Origin of the sequence: Pseudomonas sp. FP1740 (assembly GCF_030687165.1) — a bacterium.
GTDB lineage: Bacteria > Pseudomonadota > Gammaproteobacteria > Pseudomonadales > Pseudomonadaceae > Aquipseudomonas.
In genome coordinates this window covers 952872-979710 of sequence record NZ_CP117461.1, presented here as the reverse complement: position 1 = coordinate 979710, position 26839 = coordinate 952872, and the positions used below count along the sequence as shown (strand labels likewise).

Sequence of the window (26839 nt, the reverse complement as noted above, 5' to 3'; positions counted from 1 at the left end):
GGCCTATGTTCCTTGGGACTTGATGATCATGGAAGACACCGAGCGCTGCGGTCCGATGCCGCCGCTGACTTTAGCGTCCAGACTGACGATGATATCGCCAGCGTGATAGGTCGGTAGCTTGCCCTTCACCAACTCTCGGCCAAAATAGCCGGCCGCTGGCCCGACAGCGAGACCAATAACCGGTACTTTAGAGCCAGCCGCCATAAAGATCCCGGCGGTAACGTTGGCAATACTCATGCGCTGGTCGTTGAGCAGGTCACCCTGCTTGCGGGTCAGCGGGCTGGAGATACCTACCATCATTACGCAGGGCAGGTCCTTGGCGAGCATCTTGTCATACAGCTCGACCAGCAAACTGCTGACCTCAAAATGGGCCGATTTCGCCTCCCCGAAATGGAGCGTCCTGAGGCCACTCCGGTCACTGGGGGTGATGCTGAAACGGGTGACGCTGAAGACAATGCCGTGATTGGCGATAAATTGATTCCTGTCAAACTCCACTGCTCGCGTCCTTATCGAGTCCAGAAAGGCGCGAAGTGTCCACCAGGATAGTGATTTGCGCAAATTGCAATCACGGCTGCAGGTGCCCGCAGGCGCTCCGGGTCAGACTTTTTTGGTCCGTGGCAGAAAGATCGCCAACACCCCCAACAACGGCAAGAACGAACACAGGAAGTACACATACTCGATGCCGCGAATATCCGCCAAATGCCCGAGCAACGCCGCACCAATCCCACCGAAACCGAACATGAGGCCGAAGAACACTCCGGCAATCATCCCGACATTCCCCGGCACCAGTTCTTGCGCATACACCACGATGGCGGAGAACGCCGAGGCCAGAATGAAACCGATCACCACGCTCAACACACTGGTCCAGAACAGGTCCACATGGGGCAGCAGCAACGTAAACGGCGCCACCCCGAGGATCGAGAACCAGATCACCGCCTTGCGTCCGATCCTGTCGCCGATAGGCCCGCCGAAAAAGGTCCCCGCCGCTACCGCCCCCAGAAACAGGAACAGATGCAGCTGCGAACTGGCCACCGACAGGTCAAATTTCTCGATCAGGTAGAACGTGAAGTAACTGGTGAGACTGGCCATGTAGAAATACTTGGAGAACACCAGCAACCCCAGTACCACCAACGCACTGATCACCCGGCCCTTTGATAAGCCGTGCGTCGCTGCCTGACCTTGTTTGAGTTTGAACAGGTTCAAGTGATTGGCGTACCAGCGGCTGATCCGGTACAGCACGAACAACGCAAACAGTGCGAACAAGCCGAACCAGGCCACATTGCCCTGACCATAGGGAATGATGATCGCCGCCGCCAACAACGGCCCGAAGGCCGAGCCCGCATTACCGCCGACCTGAAACGTCGATTGCGCCAGGCCGAAGCGCCCGCCCGAGGCCAGTCGCGCGACGCGAGAAGCTTCCGGGTGAAAAGTCGACGAGCCGATGCCGATCAACCCTGCTGCCAGCAAAATCATCGGAAAGCTACCGACCACCGACATCATCAGAATGCCGATCAATGTGCAGACAGTGCCGGCCGGCAACAGCCAGGGCTTGGGATGGCGATCGGTGTGGTAACCAACCCATGGCTGCAACAGCGAGGCCGTCAGTTGAAAGGTCAGGGTAATCAGGCCGACCTGCGTGAAGGTCAGGCCATAGTTGGCCTTGAGCATCGGATAGATCGACGGCAATACCGCCTGAATCAGGTCGTTGATCAAATGCGCCAGCGCCACCGCGCCGATGATGCGCATGACCAGCGGACTGCTTTGTGAAGGAGCGGGCGTCGATGTCGCGGCGGACTGAGCGTTGCTGATGGCCATGAGAGTTTCCGTACTGCGGATGGGTGCGCACAGGCAGGTCGGTCAATGTGCCATTTTTCGGTGCAGTCGCGCCATCCCCTTAGCTTGCTAACGACCTCAAAAAGGTGATAGCGCAAAGCCATGGTCTGAATCTTGCCTTGCTTATCTGCTTCAACGCGGCCCCTTACAAAGGGGACCGAGAATGGGAAGTTTCGCTACAGAGTCGGCCTACAGAGCGGACCAAGGTGAACTTTCGAGGCCTTTTAGAAGGACATCAGTCGCGGTCGCCACGGCCTCGACGCACGCCAATGGTGCGTGGTGTCCAGAGGAGTCATGGGGCATGCAGGCTTTTTTATCACCGGGGATCGGGCTGCTGGGGCGTTTCGGCTTCGCGCGCAAATTTCAGCTGCTGTTTCTGCTGTTTATCCTGCCGCTGGCAGGCAGCTTGTGGATGATCGGCCAGGACTATCGTGACAAGTTGAGCCTGATCGCCGGCGAACGCGCCGGGGTCCGGCAATTGATTGCCCTGGATGCGCTCGACAACTTGCTCGCCGCCCAGCGTGACCGTGCCGCGCGCTGGCGCGCCACCGAAACCAACCGCCAGCCGACGCCAGCAACCATCGCTGCGATGGCGGCGTTCGACACGGTTCAGCCGGCTGTGGCCCAGGCAATCACAGACTTGGGTAATGCCCTGAACACCGAAGGCGCCGAGGGCGAGACCCTCACCCGCTATCAAGCCCTGCAAAGCGCCCTCACCGGCCTGGATTCGAAAAGCCTGAGCAGCGTTGGATGGTGGCCGGACGGCTATGATCGCTTCACCAATGCCTTGAGCGCCCTGCAAGCGTTGCGCGAACAAATTGCCATGGACAATCGCCTGACCCTCGCGCCATGGCTGGAAACTTATCTGCTGACGCAAATCTCCACTCAACACGCACCGGACCTGATCGAACGGGTCGGTCGCCTCGCCGCGGTTGGTCAAGCTTCGGTGGTGTCCGGGCAGTTCACTCTGCAAAGCCGCCTGCAATTGCGCGACTTGCGCAGCCGCATCGGCGACGCTCGGGAACAGCTGGTGAAAACTGGTAGCCTGCTGGAAGCGCGCCTGCCCAGTGCCCTGCAAACCTGGGCCGGGCAGTACCATGACAGCCTCAAGCAGCTGGATACCGGCTTGAAAGTGCTGGACGACGGCGTCTTCGGTGGCAGCATCAACCTCAAGCCCGAAGACTTCGAACGCAGTCTCGACGCCCTCCTCGGTAACCTTGCCTCGCTGCGCCAGCAATCGTTGGTTTCTCTGGATCAACGGCTGGATTATTACCACGGCTCGGCCATCCGCCAGTTCATCCTGGTGGCGACAATTTTTGGCTGCCTGCTGCTGGCCGCGCTGTACCTGTTCATCTGTCTACAGGCCTCGATCCGTCGCAGCGCCAGCGGCATCACACTGCTGGCCGAAGCACTGCGCGACGGCAACCTGAGCCTGCAAGTACCGGTACAGGGCCGCGACGAACTGGCAGCGATCAGCACCTCGCTTAACGTCGCGGTGGTACAACTGCGCAACAGTTTGCTGGGGGTCGATCACGAAACCCTGCAGTTAAGCAACGCGGTGCGCACCCTCAACGATCACTCCAGCGGTGCCCTTGGCGAAGTCGAAGCCCAGCAGTTGCAAATCAGCCAGATCGCCGCAGCGGCCACGCAATTGGCCGCCACCTCACAAGGGGTCGCCCAGAGTTGCGAACAGGCGTCTGGTAGCGCTCAGCACACCCAGCGCATCGCCGCCGACAGCAGCCGCGACAGCCAACGCACGACAGCGAGTATTCAGCAGCTCAATCAGCGGTTGAACGAAACGGCGGCGGCACTGGGTCGGGTCAGCGAGCAAGGGCAGCAGATTCAATTGGTGGTCGATACCATTCGCGGCGTGGCCGAGCAGACTAACCTGCTGGCCCTCAACGCCGCCATTGAGGCCGCACGGGCTGGCGAGCAAGGTCGCGGCTTTGCGGTGGTGGCCGATGAAGTGCGCAGCCTGTCGCAACGCACCCAGTCCTCCACCGCGCAGATCGCCGGCACCGTCGACAGCCTGCGCAGCACCGTGAACGAAGCGGTAAGCCTGATGGAGGCTGCCTGCGGCCAGGCGCAATCGGATGCACAAGCCGTCACCGGTCTCGGCGAACGCCTGGGGGAAATCGCCAGCGCGGTGCAAAGCGTCACCGACACCCTGGCACAAATCGCCACTGCCGTTGAAGAGCAAGCGAGTACTGCCGATGAAGTCAGCGGCAACATCCAGCAAGTCGATCAGGCGGCGGTACGCTTGCTCGAAGGCGCGCGGGCGGTGAATCTCGCCGCGGACACCTTGAGCCAGGGTAGCAAGGCCTTGAGTGCGAATACCGGGAGATTTCAGCTCGGTTGATGCCCTCCCCTGACCCGTTTTTTCGGGTCAGCGGGATAAGCGGTTGAAAGTGTGGAGAAATATTTTAGATTTACGCTTGACGCATCGTCGTTCCAGGTGAATAATGCGCGCCACTTGGCTACATAGCTCAGTTGGTTAGAGCATAGCATTCATAATGCTGGGGTCCGGGGTTCAAGTCCCTGTGTAGCCACCAAGTACTAAAAACGGCTTACCGAAAGGTAGGCCGTTTTTTTATGCCCCGAGAAAAGTGGCGGGCGAATCCTGATTTGCGTAGCACTCCTTCGGCCGATAAAGTCCCCAGACCTTTTATCCCATGGACGGAGTGCCTCGCGTGTTCTCAGCCTTCCACTCGAACCGCTATCGCCTGTCAGCCTTTTCGCTGATCGCCACCGCTTTAACCCTCGCCGCGTGTAACGCCCCGCCCTCTTCGCCTTCGGTCTCGACCTTGCCGGTCGCGCCGGAAATCACCTCCGGTTATCGCACCGACCTGCAGACGCGACACGCCTCCAGACACATGGCCGCAGCCGCCAATCCGCTGGCAGCCGAAGCCGGGCGGGAGATGTTGCGCGAGGGCGGCTCGGCGATTGATGCAGCCATTGCCATGCAAGCGGTGTTGACGTTGGTCGAGCCGCAATCGTCGGGTATCGGCGGTGGCGCGTTGATTGTGCTGTGGGATGGCAAGGCCGTACGCACCTACGACGGTCGCGAAACCGCACCGGCTGGCGCCACCGAGAAACTGTTCCTGCAAGCCGACGGCAAACCGATGCCTTTCACCCAGGCGCAGATCGGCGGGCGCTCGGTGGGTACGCCGGGTGTGTTGCGGGCGTTGGAGCTGGCCCATCAAAAGCACGGTCGCCTGCCGTGGGCGAGGCTGTTCGAGCCCGCCATCAAACTCGCCGAGCAAGGTTTCGCCATCTCGCCACGACTGCATCAGTTGATCGCGGCCGACGCGTTTATCCAGCGCTCACCGGACATGGCCACCTACTTTCTGACTGCCGATGGTCACCCGAAAGCCGTCGGTACACAGCTGAAAAACCCGGCACTCGCCGCGGTGTTCAAGCGCATCGCCAAGGAAGGTCCCGACGCGCTGTACACAGGGCCGATCGCAAAAGAAATCGTCGCCAAGGTTCAGGGCCATACCAACCCCGGCAGCCTGTCGCTGAACGATCTCCAGGGCTACAAGGCCAAGGAACGCGCGCCGCTGTGCACCGACTACAAACGGTGGCAAGTGTGCGGCATGCCACCGCCGTCATCGGGCGGAATCGCCGTGGCGCAAATCCTCGGCACCTTGCAGGCCCTGGAAACCCGCGACCCACGCTTTGCCCTGGCACCACTCAAACCGGTCAAGACCAGCAAACCGGCGGGCATAGAGCCAGCCCCTGAAGCCGTGCACCTGATCGCCGAAGCCGAGCGCCTGGCTTATGCCGATCGTGCGCAGTACGTTGCCGACACCGACTTCGTACCCGTACCGGTCAAAGGGCTGGTCGACCCGACTTACCTGGCCAGTCGCGCCGCCTTGATAGGTGATCGCAGCATGGGCCAGGCCAAACCCGGCACCCCGCCGGGCATTCAGGTCGCCTACGCGCCGGACCGCTCGCCGCTGCGCATCTCCACCTCGCAGGTGGTGGCGGTCGATGACGAGGGCGATGCCGTGTCCATGACCACCACCGTGGAAGCGGCATTCGGCTCACACTTGATGGTCCAGGGTTTCCTGCTCAACAACCAGATGACCGACTTCTCGTTCATCCCCGAAGAGCAAGGGCAAAAAGTCGCCAACCGCGTCGAACCCGGCAAACGCCCGCGCTCGTCCATGGCGCCCACGCTGATCTTCGACCGCCAGAGCGGCGAGTTCGTGGCCACTGTCGGCTCGCCCGGCGGTTCACAGATCATCGAGTACGTGGCCAAATCCACCATCGGCCTGCTCGACTGGAACCTCGACCCACAGGCCGCCATCAACCTGCCCAACTTCGGCAGCCGCAACGGCCCGACCGAACTGGAACAGGGTCAGTTCAGCCCGGCACTGATTCAGGCGCTGAAGGACAAAGGGCACAGCGTGGGCGAGATCGACATGACCAGCGGGACTCAGGCGATTGTTCGGGTCAAGGATGCGCAGGGGAAAGCCGCGTTGGCCGGCGGGGCCGATCCACGGCGCGAGGGGGAAGCGTTGGGGGATTGAGTCGTACGCAGGAACGAGGAAAGGCTTACCGGGCGGGGTAGGCCTTTTTGAGGACCACCCGCGCCGGGTAGATAGCATCAAGTCGATAGTTGGTTGGCAAACTGCCCAACCGCGTTCACCACTTTCTGCGCACCGTCCTGGATCTCGACGATCACCGTGCCCGCCTCCGCCGCCAGCGCCAGACCTTGCTCAGCCTGGAGCTTGCCGTCAGTCATGAGCGCCACGGCATTGCGCGCCATGTCCTGGTTCTGACGCACGACGCCGACAATTTCATCGGTCGCCTGGCTGGTGCGCGAGGCCAATTGCCGGACTTCGTCCGCCACCACGGCAAACCCGCGACCCTGTTCACCGGCGCGAGCCGCTTCGATGGCCGCATTGAGCGCCAGCAGGTTGGTCTGTTCGGCGATGCCGCTGATGGTTTTGACGATGGTGCCGATCACCAACGATTGCTCGTTCAGTGCTTCGATGCCTTCGCCAGCGGTTTGCATGTGTTTGGCCAAGTCACGCATCACATCCACAGCTTGGGTCACCACGGCAGTACCGCGCTGTGCACTCTGGTCGGTTTGCTGAGAAGTGCTGTAGGCAATGTTGGCCGCCTCGGCGACAGCCTGCTCCTGATGCACCTGATCGGTAACCATCGTGGCGAACTTCACCACTTTGTAGAGCTTGTTGTTGGCGTCGAGCACCGGGTTGTAGGAAGCCTCCAGCCAGACCACGCGACCGTGGCTGTCGATGCGTTTGAAACGATCAGCGACGAACTCCCCGGCGTTCAGGCGACGCCAGAAGTTCTGATACTCGGCGCTGTTGTATTCCTCTGGCTCGCAAAAGGTCCGGTGATGTTTACCCTGGATCTGCGCCAGGCTGTAACCCATGCCACTGAGGAAACGCTCGTTGGCCATCAGCACGTTGCCATTGAGGTCGAACTCGATCACTGCCGTCGAACGCACCAGCGCGCCAATCAGGTTTTCATGCTCACGGGACGCCTCGATGGTACGGGTCAGGTCGCTGGAGTAAATCGAGAAGTTCTTGATACGGCCGTCCGAGGACCGCACCGGCTGCATGATCGAACGCAACCAGGCTTCGGCACCGTTGCCGCGTAGCAAACGGACCGCGCCGGCAAAGTGCTCGCCACGGGTCAGCGCGGCCTTGAAACGGTTGTGGAATTCATCCGATTTCACATGGACCGGAACAAGGTCTTCGATGTTCCGGCCGATCAGATCATTGCTTTTGTAGAGCATCTCACTGACGAAGTTTTGGTTGACCGATTGAATTCGCCCATCGGAGTCGAGGGTCAGGACCAGCATCTCGCTTTCCAGACTCTCCTTGACTTGCAGAAGGCTGGAGAGTTCTTCGCGAAGAGCCGACAGCTCCTGCTTCAAGCGTTTATTGAACATGGGAAGCACCGATGGACAGAGATAAAAAGCGGCTTACAGCCTAACCATCGGCTTTGCGGATATTTTCTGAAGAGTGTTGCAGGGTTGTCCTACAAAAATAGTCGCGGCACAAACAGCCTCATGCCGCGCCAGCCACCGAACAGCGTCCGACTCGCGGCATTCGCGCACCGAAATACACCGCGCTGCTGATGCCCACGGTCCCCATCACCGCGCAGAAGATCACACAAATCCACGGACTCCACGGCATCAAACCGATCAACAGCAGCGGTGTGACACTCGCCCAGGCGGCGTAGGCAATGTTGTAGGTGAAAGAAATCCCCGAGACACGAATCCGCGCCGGAAACAGGCTGACCATCACTGACGGCACTGCGCCGACCACCCCACAACCCAGGCCGGCCAGCGCATAGGCCAGACCGATCCACTGGCCCTCAATGATCAGACAGGTATAGAGCACGCCGATACCCAGAGGCAGCAGCAGGCTATACAGCATCACCGTGCGCCAGGCGCCGATACGATCGACGAGCAGCCCGGCGAGCACACAGCCAATATTCAGAAAGACGATGCCCAAGGCACTCAGCGCGAAGGTATGGCTGGCGGTCATGCCGAAGGTTTTCTGCATCATGGTCGGGGTGATGACTACAAACACCACCACGGCCGAGGTCAGCACGCAGGTGAGGATCATCGCCGGCAGCATCGCCAGACGGTGCTCACGCAGGACCGTACGCAGCGGCAGTTCGACAGCGGCCTCGCGCTGGGCCTGCATCGCCATGAACACCGGGGTTTCGCTGAGCCAGCGGCGCAGCCAGACACCGATCACGCCAAACACACCGCCCAACAGAAACGGGTAACGCCAGGCGTAATCGAGGATTTGCGCCGGGGTGAACGCCTGAGCCAGAAAAGTCGCCGTCAAGGCGCCGATCAGGTAACCGAAGGTCAGCCCCGCCTGCAGGAAACCAAGGGCATAACCGCGATGCCCGACCGGCGCGTGCTCAGCGACGAACACCCAGGCGCTCGGCACTTCACCACCCACCGCCGCGCCTTGCAGGACCCTCAGGGCCAACAGCAGCAGTGGTGCGAAATAGCCGATCTGGGCGTAGGTCGGCATGATCCCGATCAGCAAACACGGCAACGCCATCATCAGAATGCTCAGGCTGAACACCTTCTTGCGTCCCAACCGGTCAGCGAAATGCGCCATCAGGATCCCGCCCAACGGACGCGCGAGGTAGCCAGTGACGAAGATCCCGAAGCTTTGCAGCAGACGCAGCCACTCGGGCATTTCCGGCGGGAAGAACAGCTGGCTGAGGGTCAGCGCGAAGAATACGAAAATAATGAAGTCGTAGATTTCCAGCGCACCGCCCAAGGCTGCAAGCCCCAGGGTCTTGTAGTCCGAGCGAGTGAAGGGCGCCGGGCGCGCATTGATGTTGGCAGTCATGTAAAAGAACTCTGACAGGCAAAAAACCAAGGCGCCCATGGTCTACGCAAATGCGCTTGTGGACAACCCGTTAGACCATAGTCCCAAACGCCCCAAACAGCGTCCCCGCAACGGGCCGATTGATTTACTGTTGGCACCGACCGGATGGGCCATTGCGCCCTGAACCCCACAATAAACATAAAAACGAGGTACTCCCGTGGCCGCTGATATCGAAGATAGCCGCTATGCGCGCTTTGCCCTGCATTGTTCAAACTTTGCCGAACGCTGGTTTCCCGACTCCTGGGTATTCGCCGCGCTGGCAGTGATCATCGTCGCTGTGGCGACCATGGCCATGGGCGCCAAACCCACCGACGCCGCCATGGCCTTCGGTGACGGTTTCTGGAGCCTGATTCCGTTCACCATGCAGATGGCATTCGTGGTGATCGGCGGTTACGTGGTCGCCAGTTCGCCACCGGCGGTGAAACTGATCGATCGCCTGGCACGGGTCCCGAAAAACGGCCGTTCCGCCGTGGCCTGGGTGGCGCTGATTTCCATGGTCGCGTCGTTGCTGAACTGGGGGCTGTCACTGGTATTCGGCGGGCTGCTGGTACGTGCCCTCGCCCGCCGTACCGATCTGAAAATGGATTACCGAGCCGCCGGTGCCGCCGCCTATCTTGGCCTGGGCGCGGTCTGGGCCTTGGGTCTGTCGTCGTCCGCGGCACAATTGCAGGCCAACCCCGCCAGTTTGCCGCCATCGATTCTGTCGATCACGGGCGTCATTCCCTTCACTCAAACGATCTTTCTCTGGCAGTCGGGTGTGCTGTTGCTGGCACTGACCGTGGTTTCGCTAATCGTTGCCTACGCCACCGCGCCCGGCCCCGCGACAGCTCGTGACGCCAAAGCCTGCGGTATCGATCCGGGTTTCAGTCTGCCGGCGCCAGCACCGCGTACCCGCCCCGGTGAATGGCTGGAATACAGCCCGTTGCTGACGATTCTGCTGGCATTGCTGGCGGCCGGATGGCTGTTCCATGAGTTTGCGACCAAACCGGCGATCAGCGCGATTTCCGGACTGAACACCTACAACTTCCTGTTCCTGATGCTCGGCGCACTGCTGCACTGGCGCCCGCGCAGCTTCCTCGATGCGGTGGCCCGTGCGGTGCCGACCACCACCGGCGTGCTGATCCAGTTCCCGCTGTACGGCTCGATCGCTGCCCTGATGACGGTGGTCAAGGGCACCGACGGACAATCATTGGCCCACCACATCTCGACCTTTTTCGTACAAATCGCGTCCCACGACACCTATGCCCTGCTGATGGGCGTGTACTCGGCCATCCTCGGCTTTTTCATCCCTTCCGGTGGCGGCAAATGGATCATTGAAGCGCCATACGTCATGCAAGTGGCCAATGACCTGAACTACCACCTGGGCTGGGCCGTGCAGATCTACAACGCCGCCGAAGCGCTGCCGAACCTGATCAACCCGTTCTACATGCTGCCGCTACTGGGCGTGCTCGGGTTGAAGGCCCGGGATCTGATCGGGTTTTCGTTCGTGCAGTTGCTGGTGCACACGCCACTGGTGCTGTTTCTGCTGTGGGCGCTAGGGACGACGCTTACGTATATGGCGCCGGTGATGCCTTGACGCCGACCTTCAATCCACCACCAATCCAGTGTGGAAGCGGGCTGCTTCCACACTGGCGACTCATTGTTTTCACAAACGTAACCCCTCTGTCACACCTCGCTGCTAGCGTCCCGCCGAAACATATTGAAACAACTTAGCAAGACGGAACTCGCCATGAACGATGAAGAAAACCGCAACGACGCCTCCTCCCCGCAACCAGATACGCCCACCGACACCAGTCGCCGCCGCTTCCTGGGTGGCGTGGCGGTACTCACTGTCGGCGCGACCCTCAGCGCTTGTGGCAGTCATGGCGATGAATCGGGTAAACCGCTCGAACGCCTGCTTTCACCTGTCGAATTGGACAAAGCCCTACGCGACCAGGTGAAAACCGTAGTAGTGATCTACGCCGAGAACCGTAGTTTCAATAACCTGTTCGGCGACTTCCCTGGTGTCGAGAAACCGCTCTCGGGCCTCAAGCCTGTCGAATATCAGCAGCGCGATCGCGATGGCAGCCTGTTGCAGACCCTGCCGCCAGTCTGGGGCGGCGTGCTGCAGATCGGCCCGCAAACCCTCGATGGCGTGACTTACCCCAGTGCAACCCAGTTCCAGGAACACCTGCCTAACGCGCCCTTTGCCCTCAAAGGTCCGAACGCAGAAGACTTGCCGTTCGGCCTGGTGACACGCGATCTGTGGCATGCGTTCTATCAGAACCAGATGCAGATCAACGGTGGCAAAAATGACGGCTTTGTCGCCTGGGGCGACTCCGGTGGCCTGCCCATGGGGCATTACGCCCAGAGTCGATATTCCCTGCGGTTGTGGGACGTTGCCCAAGAATTTGTGCTCTGCGATAACTTTTTCCAGGGGGCTTTCGGCGGCTCGTTTCTCAACCATCAGTACCTGATCAGCGCCACCGCGCCGTTTTATCCGGACGCCGTCAACTCGGTAGCCAAGACACAGATCGCCACGCTGCAAAGCGACGATCCGGCCGACCCACGCCTCAAGCCTCTGGAACAATCCCCGGCCAGTGCCATGACCGGCCCACCCCAATTCGGCCCCAGCGCGCTGACGCCGGACGGCTATGGGGTCAACACGCTCGCTCCGCCGTACTGGCCGACCTGGATTCGCGACCCCGAGCGTCCGGCGTACGCCAAACCAGACCTGCCGAACGTCATGGTCCCCCAGACCCACGAGCACATAGGCGACAAGCTCTCGAAGAAAAATATCGACTGGGCCTGGTATGCCGGAGGTTGGCAGGCGACGCTGGATCAGTACAAGGACTCTGGCGGCATTCCGAAAATCCCGAACTTCCAGTACCACCACCAACCGTTCAACTACTTCAAGCAGCAGGGGCCGGAAAACCCGCTGGAGCGCGGTAAACGTCTACGGGATGCGGGGTTGGGCGATGAGTCGAATACCAACAAGTTCTTTGCCGATGCCGAGGCGGGCAAGCTGCCGGCGGTGAGTTTCTATAAACCCCAGGGCAACCTGAACATGCACGCCGGTTACGCCGATGTAGCGTCCGGCGACCGGCACATCGTCCGCGCCCTGAAAGTGCTGCGGGAAAGCCCGCAGTGGAAAAACATGGTGGTCGTGGTCACGGTCGATGAGAACGGCGGTTGGTGGGATCACGTCGCACCGCCCAACGGCGACCGCTGGGGGCCGGGCTCGCGGGTACCGACGCTGGTGGTTTCGCCGTTTGCGCGCAAGGGCATGGTGGATCACACGGTCTATGACACCGGCTCGATTCTGCGGTTGATCACCCGGGTGTTTCAGCTTGAAAAGCTCGATGGGCTCAGGCAGCGGGATGACGCGATGATTGCCCGGGGCCAGAAACCCATGGGCGATTTGAGCAATGCACTGCACTTTGCCGGATGAAAGAGGTGCTCTGACTGGCGATCTTTTCACTTGTCTACTAGACCGTTCGACACAACTAGTTTCAGTATGTACCCGCCCCACCTCCGAGGGCTCACGCTGAAAAGGATCTGAGCATGTTCAAACTCGCAGGATTCACCCTCGCCGCACTCACCCTGAGTGCTGCCGCCCACGCCGATGTCGATCTGAATCTGGGCAGTACCGAACGCGTCACCCGGCTGTTCGCCTACCCCAACAACTGTAATGTCATCTGCTTCCGCAACTGGACACTGGAGCAGACCGTCGAGCATTACCTGACCCAAAGCGTACAGCGCGATGGCTACAAGACCGCAAAAGTGCTGGTCAAAACCGACAATAACCAGCTCCACGCCCATATCAGCGGTGTGCCCAAAGGCTATGACAAGCCACTGACCGCGCTGCTCAATGCTGGGGATTTGGCCTACAACGGCGCCAACAAGCTGAGTGCCGATGGCAAATGGACCTATAACTGGTACCTGTTCCTGCCGCTGGGCATGGCGCTGGAAAACCGCAAAAGCGTCGAACTGCTGCACTTCCCGCCAGATTATTCCCTGACCCAGGCCCAGGACTATCTTGAGTCCAAGACCACCGACCGCTGGGCCGCGCTGCTGACCGCCAACAACATTCCCGCCGATCAGACGCCGGCCTATCAGACCATCATCGACATCGCGCCGATTGCCGCGCCGTCCACCGCCGGGAAGGATCTGGAAGGCGTCTACAACTACTTCACGGACTACCAGACCACCATGGTCAAGGAGGTCAGCCAGAATGCCAAAGGTGCAGCATTGCCAATGGTCGCCTTTGGTTCACCGGTGCGTAACTGGATCAAGCAACAATACGGGCAGACCGTAGAAATATTGGGCCTGGCAACCATCAGCCCGAAGAAGGGTGTGACGGTCCCCGTACTGGGTTCCAACCACCCGAGCTACATCTGGTACGCCGCCGACCCCGAAGCCTATAGCGGCGACGATGCGCAGGCCAAGGCCGACGCCGCGGGGCTGAAAGTCATGGGGCAGGATTTGAGTGCCGCGTGCTGGCAGGCCGGAATGGGCAGCAAACCGGGCACTGACCCTACCGCTCAGCTGAAAAGCTGCACTCAGACCTGGCAAGTGACCCAGAAAGAAAAAACCTGCGAACTGTTCTACACCTCGATTCGCAACCTGACGCCAGAGCAAGCGGTGGCCAAATGCTCGACAGCGCCGGTCAAATCCGAGCTGAAACAGCTGCAGACCCCGGCCCTTATGACCTCCGCATCTGCCCCACACTTGTAAAACAATGGAAGTCTTTCCCGCGTGAGCCATGGCTGACGCGGGAAAGAGCTTTTTTCGCCTGTCATATCTGACAGTAGACCGGTTATTTCATTTGCGAGAGGCTTGTGTCGTATCCACGTGCTGCAGAGCTGACAGGATGTCAGCAGACGGAGGTCGTAGCACCCAACTGACAAGGATTGTTATGAGAAGCCATGCCGAACAAGGACTACCACCGCCGTCATCAAATGGCATCTATCCGTTTGTAGAGTTACCCCTTCGCCTTGGATTCCCCTCTAAAGACGACTTTGAAATCATCCATAACGCTCAGGGCTCGGCAATGGCGGTCGCGGCACTGCGCGAGTTTCCCCGCATCAGCCGAATCTGTCGGGTTTCCGGACATCTATTGCCCTATCGCTGCCGACACACCCGGCAGTTGGCGCCGGGAATCCATGTCTACGATCCGTGCTTCAGTGGTCTGCTGAGTCACTCCTGCGACCCCAACGTCTTTCTCGATATGAGCGAGCTGTGGCTATGGGCGCTCAAAGACATCAAAAAGGGTGACCGACTGACGATGGATTTCGCCGCGACAGAAGACAAGCTGCTGCGGCAGTTCGCCTGCCGCTGCGGTTGTCCCTGCTGCCGTGGCTGGATCATCGGCTACGACGAGTCACCGAATGCCAATGGTGAACAGTTCTTTCAACACTGGCGTCGGCGAAGTCTCGGCTGAAAGGCTTTTACAACGCCTCGACCGGGCGCAAACGGTACTGCGGCGGCAACTGCTCGAAACCACTGATGGTGGCGTTCAGGCTCTTCCAGCGACCGTCCTTGATGCCATAGATGCAGCCGTGGATCGACAGGCTCTGCCCGCGGTGCCAGGCGTTTTGCACAATGCTGGTGTGACCGACGTTGGCCACCTGCTGGATCACATTGAGCTCACAGAGGCGGTCGACCCGCTCTTCTTCGGTGGGCAACTTGGCCAGTTCTTCGCGTTTTTCATAGTAGAGATCACGAATCGAGCGCAGCCAGCCGTCGATCAGGCCCAACTGACGATCCTGCATCGAGGCGCGTACACCGCCGCAGCCATAGTGGCCGGTCACCAGGATGTGTTTGACCTTGAGTACATCCACCGCGTACTGAATCACCGACAGACAGTTGAGGTCGGTGTGCAGTACCACGTTGGCCACGTTGCGATGCACGAACAAGTCGCCTGGCAGCATGCCGACGATCTCGTTGGCTGGCACGCGGGCATCGGAGCAACCGATCCACAGGTATTCGGGTGTTTGTTGACGGGCCAGCTTGGCGAAGAAATCAGGGTCTTCTTTGGTGATCGCGTCGGCCCAGCGCTCATTGTTATCAATCAGATCTTGTAATTCGTTCATGCAATGAAGCCTCAAGAATGATTTGCTGCTTTGACAGACAACCGTGTGTCGGGGTCACGCGCAATATGCAGATATCCCCTGACGCCCTGTCTATAACGGCTAGCCGGCGCTCCATGCCCGCGGGAATTCTCGGCAGCCCAGTGGGTCAATTGTAGTAGGGCCTACAGTATGAGGAATTGCCATGACTGATTCACGACGTCCGTTCGATCAGGAGCCACCCGAGCCCATCGACGACGATGAAGACCGCATGGGCTCGGTGCATGAGCTGGATTTCGACGAGGAAGAACCCGGCACCAGAATCGGCGACCTGACACCTGAACACGAGCACGCACAGCAGATGCCCGACGCGCGCGTCCGTAAACCCCGCATGACTGGGGGCTCGACCAATGACAATGACGCCACCGACGATGACTTGACCCCGGAAACCCTGATCCGTGAAGACGGCGCACGGGATGCCCACGAAGCGGGTGAAGACGGCCAGGCGGATTGGGAGTTGCGCATTGTCGACGAGGACGATATCGGTGGGGGCGATGGGCTGGATGAAGAGGAACTGGCACAGCAGGATCCATTGGACGGCAAGCCTTGATCGTTGACGTTCGTGAAGACGCCTTCGCGGGCAAGCCTCGCCCGCGAAGGCTTTAGAAACGATCAATCAACCAAGGTGCAAGCCATCACCACCGCATCTTCCCGCCCGCCAACCGCCGGGTAGTAATCCCGCCGACGCCCGATCTCGTTAAACCCATACCGCTCATACAACCGAAACGCCGCCCGGTTGCTGTCGCGCACTTCCAGGAAACATTCCCGCGCCTCAGCCTTGTAGGCAATCGACATCAAGTGCTCCAGCAGCGTCAAGCCCAGGCCGCGGCCCTGATTTTCCGGTTTGACGGTGATGTTCAGCAGATGCGCCTCATCAAGGATGATCTGCACTACGCCATGACCGACCTGCTGCTGCCCTTCGAACATCAGCCAGATCTGGTACTTGCCCAGGCCATCGAGAAAAATCCCGCGGGTCCAGGGATGGCTGTAGGCTGCGTATTCGATTTTCAGTACAGCGTCCAGGTCCGCCTCGGTCATCGGGCGGAACGATACAGCGTCACTCATTCGATTCTTTCCAACGCGCCATCAGCCGACGCATGGCTTGCCAGACATCAGCCTTACGCTGTGGCTCTTCCATTAATAACTCCAGGCCCGGCAAGGCCCAGACCGACCCCAGGCCTTCGACCTGAAGTTCACGGTTGAAGGATTCGGCGCTGGCCTCACCGGCAAAACGCACCGCCGGCAGGCCGATCAGCCACAGGCAGACGCACGGTGCGTCTTCCAGGCGGGCCGACAGAAAACCTTGTACGAAATCCCGAGCCGCTTCCGGCCCTTGGTCCATGGTGCCGCGAGCCAGCAGCGGCCAGCGCACCGGCTCGCCGACGATCTGCGGGCTGTCCGGCAGACCGGCGGCGCGCAGCATGTCTTTGAGCAACAGATAAGCGGGATCGCGGGTCTGGAAAGTTTCGCCTGTGGGTAACTCCACCAGCAACAGGCAGCGACCGGCTCGCAGCAATTGCAGAGCGAAACGCGGCGGCGGCACTGGCGCAGCCTTGGCGACGAGCGGTACCTCTTCGCTCTCTTGCGTCGCTTTGCTTGCTGGTTTTCCAGCCGATGGCGTCGGCCGTGGCACCTCGATTTTCACCCGCTCGGCCGGTTTGGCCGCCGGTTCCACGGGCGTTTGCGCTACCGGAGCAGGCGTCACCGGGGCGACGACCAACGGTTCAGGCATCTCCAGCAGCTCGGGCCGCGATGGCGCAGCAAAGGGCAATTCGGTGCGCGGCAGCCAGTTGACCACCTGCATGGCGGTCAAATAAGCGCGGCGACGGGACTCGATAAGCAAAGGTCGGCCACTTGTGGATAACTAAAGTGCGGTGATTCTACCGCCCTTCGCTCAAGATCGCCCACGCTTGATCGATAGACTTCACCGATAGAAGAAGCGACAGCCCATCCCCAGAGTGAATCGACACGGCTGCGATGAAGTACAATCGCGGCTTTTAATTGCCAACCAGCCGGCCATTCCGATGATCGAACCCAAGCGCGTCTTGCGCGCCCTCGCTGAACACTGGGCACTTCTGGAGCCACTGTGCGAGCACTTCGACCAAGGCACCCTGAGCCTCAACGAACTGCGTTCACAGTTGGCCGCCCAGCAACTGGACAGCACACCGCAGGACATCACCAGCCTGCTGGACGTGTGGATTCGCCTCGACATTCTGGTTCCCGTGGCGAAAAGCCCGAACCGTTTCGAGCTCAACGCACAGATCCATGACTTCCTCGCTTACCTGCGCCGTGAGCACCGTCTGGGCCTGTGCCTGGAAATCGAAGCCTATCTGCGCCACCTCGAACGCCTGGCCGGTTATATCCAGGACGCCTTCGACATTCGCGACGGCAACGATCTGGCGCGCCAGTTGCGCCTGCTCGACATGCGTGTGCGGGACGTGCTGAAGAAACTCGCCAACGACGAACAGGCCCTGGTGGCCGTCGCCGAACGGGCCAAGACCAGCGACCGGCAGATTCCGCTGCGTCAGCGTTATGCTGAAGTGCTGGCGACCTGGGACGAATACGTCGAACCGATGATCCAGCTGGTGAATGCCGACGGCGCCTTCGAACAAGGCGTGCGCAAGGTTGAGAACGTGTTGTTGCGCATGCTCACCGAACAGCAGCGCCTCGGCCATCTGGTCGACGACGACATGCTGCTGCGCACCCACGCACGCATCCTCGAAATGCAGACCAGCGCCCAGCTGACCTTGCGTCACGCCCGCGAACTGCTGCTGCCGCTGCGCGAAGAAGCGCGCCGGCACAACGCCGTGACCCGTGGCGCAGCCCTGGCGCTGTCGGCCATTCGTCGCAAAGGCATCGATGCGGTGCCACAAGCCGCGATGCCGCTGTTCACCCGCCCGCAAAGCACCTTCCTCGGCAGTGCCAGCCAGGTCGAAGCCTACGTGTACGCCCTGGCCCGTTTCGAGCCGAAACCGGCGCGTTTCCCCAAGGCCCACAAGACCCAGAAAGGCGAAGCCCCACGCGCGCCACGCACGGTTCGGGAAATGCTCGAACGCTGCGAAGACGCCCTGCCAATGCCGGACCTGATGAGCTGGCTGCTGGAGCAGGAGCCGGACGGCGCCACCGACGAATTGCTCTACTGGTTCTCGCGCCTGTCGCGGGAAAAACGCTTCAAGCGCGAGCGTCTGGAACGCCGCGATTACCATACTCACGAGCATCAGGTCAGCCTGCGCTCCTTCGCCCTGCTCTCGGCCCGCGACACCGCCGCCGAGGATTCTGCGAGCACCCCACATGCATCTTGATCTAAACGAACTGTCCCAGCTGGCGCCGATTTTTCGCGAGCTGTTCAAGGGCTACCACGTCAGCCGCCGCGACCCGGAGCTGTACGCCCAACTGTCGAACTTCCAGGACCAGTACCGCACCCTGTTCAAGGCGCTGGGCTTTGAACTGGTGTGCGACACCCGTGGTTTCTATTACTTCGTGCCGGACCTGGCCGCGGCGGCGGTAAACAAGACGGCGCAACGCCTGGCGCTGTTCACCTTCATCCTCGTCGAACACCTGGCCGACCAGGGCCGCGACCCGATCGCCGTGCTCGACGGTGGCAGCCTCGGTCGCGATGAGTTGCCATCGTTGCTGGAGAAGTACCGCGACCTGTTCATCCAGGCCGAAGTGCAGACCGTCGAAGAACTCGAAGAAAAAATCATGCGCCGCATGACCCAACTCGGTTTCGCCGGCGAAGAAAACGGTGTCTACCGTTTCCTGCCGCCGATGCACCGCTTCCTCGATGTCTGCCTGTCGGTTCAGCAGGACCGCGACCTGGCCGCCAGCCTGCACAGCGTGCTGCCGTTACCAGCGCCGGTGCTGATCGACGAAGACAGCGACGAAAAACTGCTGCAGACCGACGACCCGCTCGATCTCACCGAGTTTGAAGAAGAGAGCGAAGAAGACGCCCTGGCCCGCGCCATTGCCGAAGAACAGGAGACCGACGCATGAGCAAGGAACGCTACGGCATTCGCCGCTTTGCCCTTTTGAACACCGCCGGTTACAGCCTTGGCCTGTTCCCGCTGGAAGAACCGCTGTCGGTCTACGGCGCGAACAACCTTGGTAAGTCCGCCTCGATCAACGCCTTGCAGTTCCCGATCCTGGCGCGCATGTCGGACATGAGTTTCGGCAAGTACAGCCTGGAACAATCGCGGCGTTTCTACTTCGCCTCGGACACCAGTTACATCCTCGTCGAAGTTTCCCTGCCCCACGGCCCGCACGTGATTGGCGTGGTCGGTCGCGGCCCGGGTGGTGGTTTCGGTCACCAGTTCTTTGCCTACGCCGGCAAACTCGACCTGGCTCATTATCAGAAAGACGACACCTGCCTGCGGCAGAAAGAGCTGTTCACCAATCTTGAGCGCGAAGGCCTGAAAGCCTACGAACTCAAGCCGGATGAACTGCGTCGTTTGCTGGTGGGCGGCCACACCTCGATTCCGCTCGACCTGACGCTGATCCCGCTGCGCTCCACCAGTGAGCAGAGCCTGAAGACCTTCCGCGCCCTGTTCATCAACCTGCTGCACATGCGTGAAATCACCGCGGCCAAACTCAAGCAGCTGTTCCTCGATGCCTTCGAACACAGCCTGCGTTCCGGCAGTGTCGATTACATCGCCGCGTGCGAAGAAGCGTTCCGCGATGTCCGCCGCATGGAGCAGGACTACAACTCGCTGGTCGCGGCCGGTCCCTTGGTCGAAGCCTTGGCCAACGGCGTGAAACAGCGGGATATCCTGCGCGGCAAACTGCATCGCCTGTCGCCGCTGCTCGACTCCCTGCTCGGCACCTGGTCGGACTACGCCAGTGCGCGCAAGGAAGAACTGACGATTCAGGCCGAGCACTACCGCAACGAGCAGGACGCCCTGCAAAACGATCAACGCGGTGGCACTCAAGAGCTGATGCGCCTGGAGCGGGAAATCACCGGCATCCAGCGCTGGCTGGGCGAATTGTCGGTGCTCAAGCATCGCTTCGCCCTGGTCGATGACGTCAAAGTCCTCGAACAGCAATTGCTCGCCGCCAAGGACGCGCACGATGAACTGGCCGGTGCGCTGGCCCAGTCGCGGCAGTTCTCGGCCGAAGACCTGGAAGAGCGTCTGCGGGATCTGGAAAAACGCCTGAAATCGGTGAAGCAACAACTCGATCACGCTGACAACAACAGCTATGCCCGTCTGCGCGAAGAGTTCTCGCAGCAGGACGTCGAGCGCCTGATGCGACTGTTCAACAGCGCGCTGTTCAGCCTGCCGTTGGGTGAACACGGCATCGCGCTGGATGAAGACGGTGAGTGGGTCAAGTCCATGGAGCTGATCCTCGATGGCTTCAAAGGCGAGCGCTTCGAAGTGCCGGGCCTGTCCATCGACCTGTCGCACATCGAGCCGCCGGCCCTGCAAGCCTTGGCCGACCGAGCGGCACTGCGCGATCAGAAAGAGCGTCTGGACAAAGAACTCAAGCAACTGAAAACCCAGCAAGCCGTAGCAGCCGACCGTGCGGCCAGCAAGACCCAGACCGAGGCGCTGTACCAACAGGTGCTGGATGCGCAGAAAGCCCTGGAAGACTTCCGCCGCGCGCAAACCCTGAGCGCCGAAGAAGGCGACAAGCTTGAGCAATTGGCGCAGATGGAAGCCGCCCAGGACGAGTTGAAACGCTCCAGCGATGCCTTCACCGAACGCGTCCAGCAACTGTCGGCCAAGCTGCAATTGGTTGGCCGGCAGATCGGTGACATGGAAGCCAAACAACGCACCCTCGACGATGCCCTGCGCCGCCGTCAGCTGTTGCCGGCGGACCTGCCGTTCGGCACACCGTTCATGGACCCGGTCGACGATTCCATGGACAACCTGCTGCCATTGCTCAATGACTATCAGGACAGCTGGCAAGGCCTGCTGCGGGCCGACGGGCAGATCGACGCGCTCTACGCGCAGGTTCGCCTCAAGGGCGTGGCCAAGTTCGACAGCGAAGACGATATGGAACGTCGCCTGCAACTGCTGATCAACGCGTACGCACACCGTACCGATGAAGCCCTGACCCTCGGCAAGGCGCGTCGCGCGGCGGTTACCGACATCGCCCGGACCCTGCGCAACATCCGCAGCGACTACGACAGCCTCGAACATCAACTGGCGCTGTTCAACCGCGAGATCAACAAACGTCAGGTCTCCAACCTGCAGAGCTTCCGTATCGTGCTCGCACCGAACAAGGAAGCGCTCAAGCACATTGACCAGATCATCCACAGCGCCGGCCAGTACGAAGAAGGCGAAACCCTCTCCGTCTTCGACCTGAGCCAAAGCGCCGAGCAGGACAACAAGAACGAAGAAGCCAAGGAATATCTGGCACGGCTGGTGGCGGCCAACCACAACCAGCTCGGTCTCAAGGATCTGTTCGAACTGGCGTTCGAGATCACCAAGGTCAATGGCCAACCGGTGATCCACACCGACATCGACGGCGCGGCGTCCAACGGCACCACCATGACCATCAAGGCGCTGACAAACATGTACTTGTTGCTGCACTTGATGGACCGCGACCAGGCTGGTCGCGTGCGCCTGCCGTACTACCTCGACGAGGCAGCGGACATCGACGAGAAGAACCAGGCAGCGCTGTTGGAAACCAGCCTGCAACTGGGCTTCGTGCCGATCCTGGCGAGTGTGAAGCCGCAAGTCTGCGCCAGCGTCGCCATCGACCTGGAAGGCGGCAGCGGCCCGAACGGTATCTACATCGACGAGGCGGACTGGAAGTTCATCCGTCGTCACGATGACGTGAAAGCAAACGTTAACATCCAGGCGGACGAACCGGAGCTGGATGCGGTCTGACGCCTGAATCGAAGCCAATGAAAAGGCCGCGATCCAATATGGATCGCGGCCTTTTTATTGATGGGTACATTCTTGAAACCTTCAGTCAGTTCCAAGGCCCCTTCACGGACAAGCCCGCGATGAACGATAACGCTGCCTTACGTGATCGGCGCCGGGTTGAACAAGGTGATGTCGTTATGCAGCTTGTGCTGCTCCGCCCACGTCTGTTTCTTGCCGCTGGCCACGTCCAGGTAGTAGTGGAACAACTCCCAGCCGAGGTCTTCGATCGATGCCCGCCCGGTGGCAATCCGCCCGGCATCGATGTCGATCAGGTCCGGCCAGCGCTGCGCCAGTTCTGTGCGAGTCGAGACCTTCACCACTGGCGCCATCGCCAATCCATAAGGCGTACCACGCCCGGTGGTGAACACATGCAGGTTCATACCCGCCGCTAACTGCAACGTCCCGCAGACAAAATCACTGGCCGGGGTCGCGCAGAAAATCAGCCCTTTGCGCTTGAACCGTTCCCCAGGGCCAAGCACCCCGTTGATCGCACTGCTGCCGGACTTGACGATCGAGCCCAAGGACTTCTCGACAATGTTCGACAACCCGCCCTTCTTGTTCCCCGGCGTGGTGTTGGCGCTGCGATCCGCTTCGCCCTTGGCCAGGTAACGGTCGTACCAGTCCATTTCCCGCACCAGTTCCTGAGCGACTTCTTCAGTTTCCGCCCGGGACGTCAGCAGGTAAATCGCATCGCGCACTTCGGTGACTTCGGAAAACATCACCGTCGCACCGGCCCGCAGTAACAGGTCCGAGGCATAGCCCAGGGCCGGGTTGGCGGTGATCCCGGAGAACGCATCGCTGCCGCCGCACTGCATGCCGAGGATCAGCTCGGACGCAGGCACGGTTTCCCGGCGGCGTTGATCGAGCTTCTTCAAACGGGTTTCGGCCAGCGCCATGATCTGCTCGATCATCTCGGTGAAACCGTGACTGGAATCCTGCAAGCGATACAACCACGGCTCACTCAAATCCACCGAGCTGTCGTTCTCATGCATCACCTGCCCGGCCTGCAATTTCTCGCAGCCCAGGCTGATTACCAGCGCCTCGCCCCCCAGGTTCGGGTTGCGCGCCAGATTGCGCACGGTGCGGATCGGGATGTACGCGTCGGTGGCGGTGATCGCCACGCCACAGCCGTAACTGTGGGTCAGCGCCACCACGTCATCGACGTTCGGGTACTTGGGCAGCAACTCGTCCTTGATGCGTTTTACCGCGTGATCCAGCACGCCGGTGACGCACTGCACGGTGGTGGTGATGCCGAGAATGTTGCGCGTGCCGACGGTGCCGTCGGCGTTGCGATAGCCCTCGAAGGTGAAGCCTTCCAGCGGTGCCTGCGCGGCCGGCACTTCGGTGGATAGCGGCAAGCTGTCCAGCGGTGGCGCGGTGGGCATGCGCAGTTGATCTTCCTTGACCCAACTGCCGCGAGGAATCGGCTGCAACGCGTAGCCGATCGTCTGGCCGTATCGAATCACCTGGCCGCCCTCGGGAATGTCCTCGAGGGTGACCTTGTGGCTCTGCGGCACGAAATCCACGGTGACCAGGCCATCGGGGAATTCGGTGCCGGCCGGTACGCCCTGATCGTTGACCACGATCACCACATTGTCCCGCTCGTGCAGGCGGATGTAGCGCGGCGAGTCGGAATGTTCAATCAACTGCATGACGCCGCTCCTCAGGAATGCGCTTCAGATAACTTGTTGTTCGTTTCAGGACCGCTGACTGGCGGCTCTTTGAGTACCACACGTTTGATCGGGCCAACGATCACCAGGTAGCTGAATACCGCGACCAACGCGTTGCAACCGACGAACACCAGCGCCCATTTGAACGAGCCGGTGGAGCTGATGATGTAACCGATGACAATCGGCGTGGTGATCGAGGCGATGTTGCCGAAGGTGTTGAACAGGCCACCACTGAGACCGGCAATCTGTTTTGGCGAGGTGTCGGACACCACCGCCCAACCCAGTGCGCCAACGCCTTTGCCGAAAAAGGCCAGGGCCATGAAGCCGACCACCATCCATTCCACGTCCACATAGTTGCAGGCCACGATGCTGCTGGAAACCAGCAGGCCAGCGATGATCGGCGCCTTGCGAGCGAAGGTCAGCGAGTGGCCCTTGCGCAGCAGGTAATCGGAAATCACCCCGCCGAGCACCCCCCCGATAAACCCGCAGATCGCCGGTAACGAGGCAATGAAACCGGCCTTGAGAATGGTCATGCCGCGCTCCTGCACCAGGTACACCGGGAACCAGGTCAGGAAGAAGTAGGTGATGCCGTTGATGCAGTACTGGCCCAGGTACACGCCGAGCATCATGCGGTTGGTCAGCAACTGGCGGATGTAGTCCCACTTCGGACCGTCGCCCTTTTTGCCTTTGCCCTTGTCCGAGTCCATGTCAACCATGCCGCCGTTGTCGGCGATGTGCTTGAACTCGGCGTCGTTGATCATCGGGTGCTGGCGCGGACTGTGGATAACTTTCAGCCAGATCCCCGAGAAGATGATGCCGATCACACCCATGACGATGAACACGTGCTGCCAGCCGAAGCTGTAGACGATCCAGCCCATCAGCGGTGCAAACAGTACGGTGGCGAAGTATTGCGCCGAGTTGAAGATCGCCGAGGCGGTGCCGCGTTCTGCGGTCGGGAACCACGCCGCTACGATGCGTGCGTTGCCGGGGAAGGATGGCGCTTCGGCCAGGCCCACCAGAAAGCGCAGCATGAACAGCGCGACGACGGCGGTGGAAAGCCCGAACTCACCGACATAGCCTTGCAGTACGGTGAACAGCGACCAGGTAAAGATGCTCAGGGCATAGACTTTTTTCGAACCGAACCGGTCCAGCAGCCAGCCACCGGGAATTTGCCCGGCCACGTAGGCCCAACCGAATGCGGAGAAGATATAACCGAGGGTGACCGCGTCGATGCCGAGGTCTTTTTGCAGGCTGGAGCCGGCGATTGCGATGGTGGCCCGGTCGGCGTAGTTGATCGTGGTCACCAGAAACAGCATGAGCAAAATCAAATAGCGGACGTGAGTCGGCTTGGTCGATTGCATTGTAGATGTACTCCCACTGATTATTTTTATGCGGGTAATAGCGATTTATTTGTAAGCGCCGGCCTTTATGGGAGCCGACGCCTACAGGTATTGCGGTGTATCAGGAACCGACGTAGGCAGTTTTTACGACCGTGTAGAACTCTTGCGCATAGCGACCTTGCTCACGTGAGCCATAGGATGAACCTTTACGCCCACCGAACGGAACGTGGTAATCCACGCCGGCGGTCGGCAGGTTGACCATCACCATCCCGGCCTGGGAATAGCGCTTGAAGTGGTTGGCATACTTCAGCGACGTGGTGGCGATACCCGCCGACAGGCCGAACTCGGTGTCGTTGGCCATTTCCAGCGCAGCGTCGTAATCCGCTACGCGAACGATGTTGGCCACCGGGCCGAAGATCTCTTCGCGGCTGATGCGCATCGCAGCTTCGCTGTCGGCAAACAGCGTCGGGGCGAGGAAGTAGCCCTCGGTGTCGCACGTCACCAGACCACCGCCGCTGACCAGACGCGCACCTTCGGACTGGCCGATGTCGATGTACTTCAGGTCCTGTTCCAACTGCGCTTGCGAGACCACCGGGCCGATGTCGGTGCCGGACTTCAACGCATGACCGACCTTGATCGACTTCATGCGCTCAGCCATGGCTTCGACGAATTTGTCGTGAATCCCGGCGGTGACGATGAGACGGCTCGACGCGGTGCAACGCTGGCCGGTGGAATAGAACGCGCTCTGCACCGACAGTTCGACCGCTTGCTTGAGGTCGGCATCGTCGAGAATGATCTGCGGGTTCTTGCCGCCCATCTCCAGCTGCACCTTGGCCTGGCGCGACACGCAATTGACCGCGATCTGCCGGCCCACGCCGACCGAACCGGTGAAGCTGATGCCATCGACTTTCGGGCTGTTGACCAGCGCCTCGCCGACTACTCGCCCGCTGCCCATCACCAGGTTGAACACGCCGGCCGGGAAACCGGCGCGGGAGATGATTTCCGCCAGCGCCCAGGCACAGCCTGGTACCAGATCGGCAGGTTTCAGCACCACGCAGTTGCCGTAAGCCAAAGCCGGAGCGATTTTCCACGCGGGGATCGCGATCGGGAAGTTCCATGGCGTGATCAGGCCGACCACGCCCAGCGCTTCGCGAGTGACTTCGACATTGACGCCCGGACGCACCGACGGCACGTAGTCACCGGACAGGCGCAGGCACTCACCGGCGAAGAACTTGAAGATGTTGCCGGCGCGGGTCACTTCGCCAATGGCTTCGGGCAAGGTCTTGCCCTCTTCCCGGGCCAGCAACGTGCCGAGCTCTTCGCGACGGGCGAGGATTTCGCCGCCGACTTTATCCAACGCATCGTGCCGAGCCTGAATACCGGAAGTGGACCATGCCGGAAACGCAGCGCGAGCGGCGTCGATGGCGGCGTTGACCTGAGCCAGATCGGCCTTGGCGTAGTCACCGATGGTGTCGGTCAATTCCGATGGGTTGATGTTGCCGGAATAGTCGGCGCCGGCGACCCATTGGCCACCGATGTAGTTGTCGTAACGCTTCAAATCAGCCACGGCTTGCACCTTTTAAAAGAAGTCCTCACGCAAAAAGCCGCTGATTGCTC

Annotated in this window: 19 protein-coding genes, 1 tRNA gene and 2 pseudogenes; 11 read left to right on the top strand and 11 right to left on the bottom strand. The window is 60.6% G+C overall.

The genetic code is table 11. From position 1 onward, the window contains the following. Window positions 1-3: 3 nt before the first annotated feature. Window positions 4-495 (bottom strand): hypothetical protein, encoded by a 492-nt coding sequence (locus PSH69_RS04185; RefSeq protein ID WP_305411148.1) that lies wholly within the window; start codon window positions 493-495, stop codon window positions 4-6. A gap of 102 nt (window positions 496-597) precedes the next feature. Next, window positions 598-1815, bottom strand: a complete 1218-nt coding sequence (locus tag PSH69_RS04180; RefSeq protein WP_305411147.1) for an MFS transporter — start codon at window positions 1813-1815, stop codon at window positions 598-600. Window positions 1816-2134: 319 nt separating this feature from the next. Here PSH69_RS04180 and PSH69_RS04175 point away from each other — a divergent pair, with 319 nt between their 5' ends. The 3 genes from PSH69_RS04175 (at window position 2135) to ggt (ending at window position 6368) form a co-directional block, all read left to right on the top strand. Next, window positions 2135-4192 (top strand): methyl-accepting chemotaxis protein, encoded by a 2058-nt coding sequence (locus PSH69_RS04175; protein ID WP_305411146.1) that lies wholly within the window; start codon window positions 2135-2137, stop codon window positions 4190-4192. A 116-nt stretch (window positions 4193-4308) separates the two neighbouring features. Further along, a tRNA-Met gene (locus PSH69_RS04170) sits at window positions 4309-4385 on the top strand. Window positions 4386-4523: 138 nt separating this feature from the next. Continuing rightward, the gene (ggt, locus tag PSH69_RS04165; protein WP_305411145.1) at window positions 4524-6368 is read left to right on the top strand and encodes a gamma-glutamyltransferase; all 1845 of its coding nucleotides are present in this window, start codon (window positions 4524-4526) and stop codon (window positions 6366-6368) included. A gap of 77 nt (window positions 6369-6445) precedes the next feature. Here the strand turns inward: ggt and PSH69_RS30200 are convergent. The 3 genes and pseudogenes from PSH69_RS30200 to PSH69_RS04155 all read right to left on the bottom strand — a co-directional run. Further along, a pseudogene (locus tag PSH69_RS30200) lies at window positions 6446-6883 on the bottom strand (methyl-accepting chemotaxis protein); the annotation flags it as partial. A 150-nt stretch (window positions 6884-7033) separates the two neighbouring features. Next, window positions 7034-7672: pseudogene (locus tag PSH69_RS30195) on the bottom strand (PAS domain-containing protein); the annotation flags it as partial. A gap of 208 nt (window positions 7673-7880) precedes the next feature. After that, window positions 7881-9194, bottom strand: a complete 1314-nt coding sequence (locus PSH69_RS04155) for an MFS transporter (RefSeq protein WP_305411143.1) — start codon at window positions 9192-9194, stop codon at window positions 7881-7883. Between the two features lie 196 nt (window positions 9195-9390). Here PSH69_RS04155 and PSH69_RS04150 point away from each other — a divergent pair, with 196 nt between their 5' ends. The 4 genes from PSH69_RS04150 to PSH69_RS04135 all read left to right on the top strand — a co-directional run bounded on the left by PSH69_RS04150 (window position 9391) and on the right by PSH69_RS04135 (window position 14655). Further along, on the top strand, window positions 9391-10809 hold the full coding sequence (locus tag PSH69_RS04150) for a short-chain fatty acid transporter (protein WP_064616166.1): 1419 nt from the start codon (window positions 9391-9393) through the stop codon (window positions 10807-10809). Between the two features lie 153 nt (window positions 10810-10962). Continuing rightward, window positions 10963-12663, top strand: a complete 1701-nt coding sequence (locus tag PSH69_RS04145) for an acid phosphatase (protein ID WP_305411142.1) — start codon at window positions 10963-10965, stop codon at window positions 12661-12663. A 113-nt stretch (window positions 12664-12776) separates the two neighbouring features. Continuing rightward, window positions 12777-13949 carry a hypothetical protein gene (locus PSH69_RS04140; RefSeq protein WP_305411141.1) on the top strand — a complete coding sequence of 391 codons (1173 nt, stop codon included), beginning with the start codon at window positions 12777-12779 and terminating at the stop codon, window positions 13947-13949. A gap of 181 nt (window positions 13950-14130) precedes the next feature. Continuing rightward, the gene (locus tag PSH69_RS04135) at window positions 14131-14655 is read left to right on the top strand and encodes an SET domain-containing protein-lysine N-methyltransferase (protein ID WP_305411140.1); all 525 of its coding nucleotides are present in this window, start codon (window positions 14131-14133) and stop codon (window positions 14653-14655) included. A 7-nt stretch (window positions 14656-14662) separates the two neighbouring features. Here PSH69_RS04135 and can read toward each other — a convergent pair whose 3' ends face one another. Further along, window positions 14663-15307: a carbonate dehydratase gene (can, locus tag PSH69_RS04130; protein ID WP_305411139.1), complete on the bottom strand. Its 645-nt coding sequence runs from the start codon at window positions 15305-15307 to the stop codon at window positions 14663-14665. Between the two features lie 181 nt (window positions 15308-15488). Here can and PSH69_RS04125 point away from each other — a divergent pair, with 181 nt between their 5' ends. Then, the gene (locus PSH69_RS04125; RefSeq protein ID WP_111454504.1) at window positions 15489-15893 is read left to right on the top strand and encodes a serine kinase/phosphatase; all 405 of its coding nucleotides are present in this window, start codon (window positions 15489-15491) and stop codon (window positions 15891-15893) included. 62 nt (window positions 15894-15955) lie between these two features. Here the strand turns inward: PSH69_RS04125 and rimI are convergent, their stop codons facing one another. Further along, on the bottom strand, window positions 15956-16408 hold the full coding sequence (gene rimI, locus PSH69_RS04120; protein WP_018929537.1) for a ribosomal protein S18-alanine N-acetyltransferase: 453 nt from the start codon (window positions 16406-16408) through the stop codon (window positions 15956-15958). Continuing rightward, complete coding sequence (locus PSH69_RS04115) at window positions 16401-17147, bottom strand: energy transducer TonB (RefSeq protein ID WP_305412782.1); 747 nt, start codon at window positions 17145-17147, stop codon at window positions 16401-16403. Before PSH69_RS04115 ends, rimI begins: the two co-directional genes overlap by 8 nt. Before the next feature lie 220 nt (window positions 17148-17367). Here PSH69_RS04115 and mksB point away from each other — a divergent pair, with 220 nt between their 5' ends. The 3 genes from mksB to mksF are packed head-to-tail and all read left to right on the top strand — an operon-like array spanning window position 17368 to window position 22173. Then, complete coding sequence (gene mksB / locus PSH69_RS04110) at window positions 17368-18645, top strand: Mks condensin complex protein MksB (protein WP_026286675.1); 1278 nt, start codon at window positions 17368-17370, stop codon at window positions 18643-18645. Beyond that, the gene (gene mksE, locus PSH69_RS04105; protein ID WP_018929534.1) at window positions 18635-19336 is read left to right on the top strand and encodes an Mks condensin complex protein MksE; all 702 of its coding nucleotides are present in this window, start codon (window positions 18635-18637) and stop codon (window positions 19334-19336) included. The genes mksB and mksE overlap by 11 nt, the downstream gene beginning before the upstream one ends. Further along, entirely contained in the window at window positions 19333-22173 is a 2841-nt protein-coding gene (mksF, locus tag PSH69_RS04100; RefSeq protein WP_305411138.1) for an Mks condensin complex protein MksF, read from the top strand. The genes mksE and mksF overlap by 4 nt, the downstream gene beginning before the upstream one ends. A 137-nt stretch (window positions 22174-22310) precedes the next feature. Here the strand turns inward: mksF and garD are convergent, their stop codons facing one another. The 3 genes from garD to PSH69_RS04085 form a co-directional block, all read right to left on the bottom strand. Further along, window positions 22311-23864, bottom strand: a complete 1554-nt coding sequence (garD, locus tag PSH69_RS04095) for a galactarate dehydratase (RefSeq protein ID WP_018929532.1) — start codon at window positions 23862-23864, stop codon at window positions 22311-22313. 11 nt (window positions 23865-23875) lie between these two features. Beyond that, complete coding sequence (locus PSH69_RS04090) at window positions 23876-25243, bottom strand: MFS transporter (protein WP_305411137.1); 1368 nt, start codon at window positions 25241-25243, stop codon at window positions 23876-23878. Between the two features lie 100 nt (window positions 25244-25343). Further along, entirely contained in the window at window positions 25344-26789 is a 1446-nt protein-coding gene (locus PSH69_RS04085; RefSeq protein WP_305411136.1) for an aldehyde dehydrogenase family protein, read from the bottom strand. Window positions 26790-26839: the final 50 nt, after the last annotated feature.

Excerpts from the sequence above, each read along its gene's own strand:
- rimI (WP_018929537.1), bottom strand. The coding sequence starts at position 16,408 with ATGAGTGACGCTGTATCGTTCCGCCCGATGACCGAGGCGGACCTGGAC.
- PSH69_RS04155 (WP_305411143.1), bottom strand. The coding sequence starts at position 9,194 with ATGACTGCCAACATCAATGCGCGCCCGGCGCCCTTCACTCGCTCGGAC.
- PSH69_RS04135 (WP_305411140.1), top strand. The coding sequence starts at position 14,131 with ATGAGAAGCCATGCCGAACAAGGACTACCACCGCCGTCATCAAATGGC.
- mksE (WP_018929534.1), top strand. The coding sequence starts at position 18,635 with ATGCATCTTGATCTAAACGAACTGTCCCAGCTGGCGCCGATTTTTCGC.
- garD (WP_018929532.1), bottom strand. The coding sequence starts at position 23,864 with ATGCAGTTGATTGAACATTCCGACTCGCCGCGCTACATCCGCCTGCAC.
- PSH69_RS04180 (WP_305411147.1), bottom strand. The coding sequence starts at position 1,815 with ATGGCCATCAGCAACGCTCAGTCCGCCGCGACATCGACGCCCGCTCCT.
- PSH69_RS04145 (WP_305411142.1), top strand. The coding sequence starts at position 10,963 with ATGAACGATGAAGAAAACCGCAACGACGCCTCCTCCCCGCAACCAGAT.
- mksB (WP_026286675.1), top strand. The coding sequence starts at position 17,368 with ATGATCGAACCCAAGCGCGTCTTGCGCGCCCTCGCTGAACACTGGGCA.
- PSH69_RS04140 (WP_305411141.1), top strand. The coding sequence starts at position 12,777 with ATGTTCAAACTCGCAGGATTCACCCTCGCCGCACTCACCCTGAGTGCT.
- mksF (WP_305411138.1), top strand. The coding sequence starts at position 19,333 with ATGAGCAAGGAACGCTACGGCATTCGCCGCTTTGCCCTTTTGAACACC.
- can (WP_305411139.1), bottom strand. The coding sequence starts at position 15,307 with ATGAACGAATTACAAGATCTGATTGATAACAATGAGCGCTGGGCCGAC.
- PSH69_RS04115 (WP_305412782.1), bottom strand. The coding sequence starts at position 17,147 with ATGCAGGTGGTCAACTGGCTGCCGCGCACCGAATTGCCCTTTGCTGCG.
- PSH69_RS04090 (WP_305411137.1), bottom strand. The coding sequence starts at position 25,243 with ATGCAATCGACCAAGCCGACTCACGTCCGCTATTTGATTTTGCTCATG.
- PSH69_RS04175 (WP_305411146.1), top strand. The coding sequence starts at position 2,135 with ATGCAGGCTTTTTTATCACCGGGGATCGGGCTGCTGGGGCGTTTCGGC.
- PSH69_RS04125 (WP_111454504.1), top strand. The coding sequence starts at position 15,489 with ATGACTGATTCACGACGTCCGTTCGATCAGGAGCCACCCGAGCCCATC.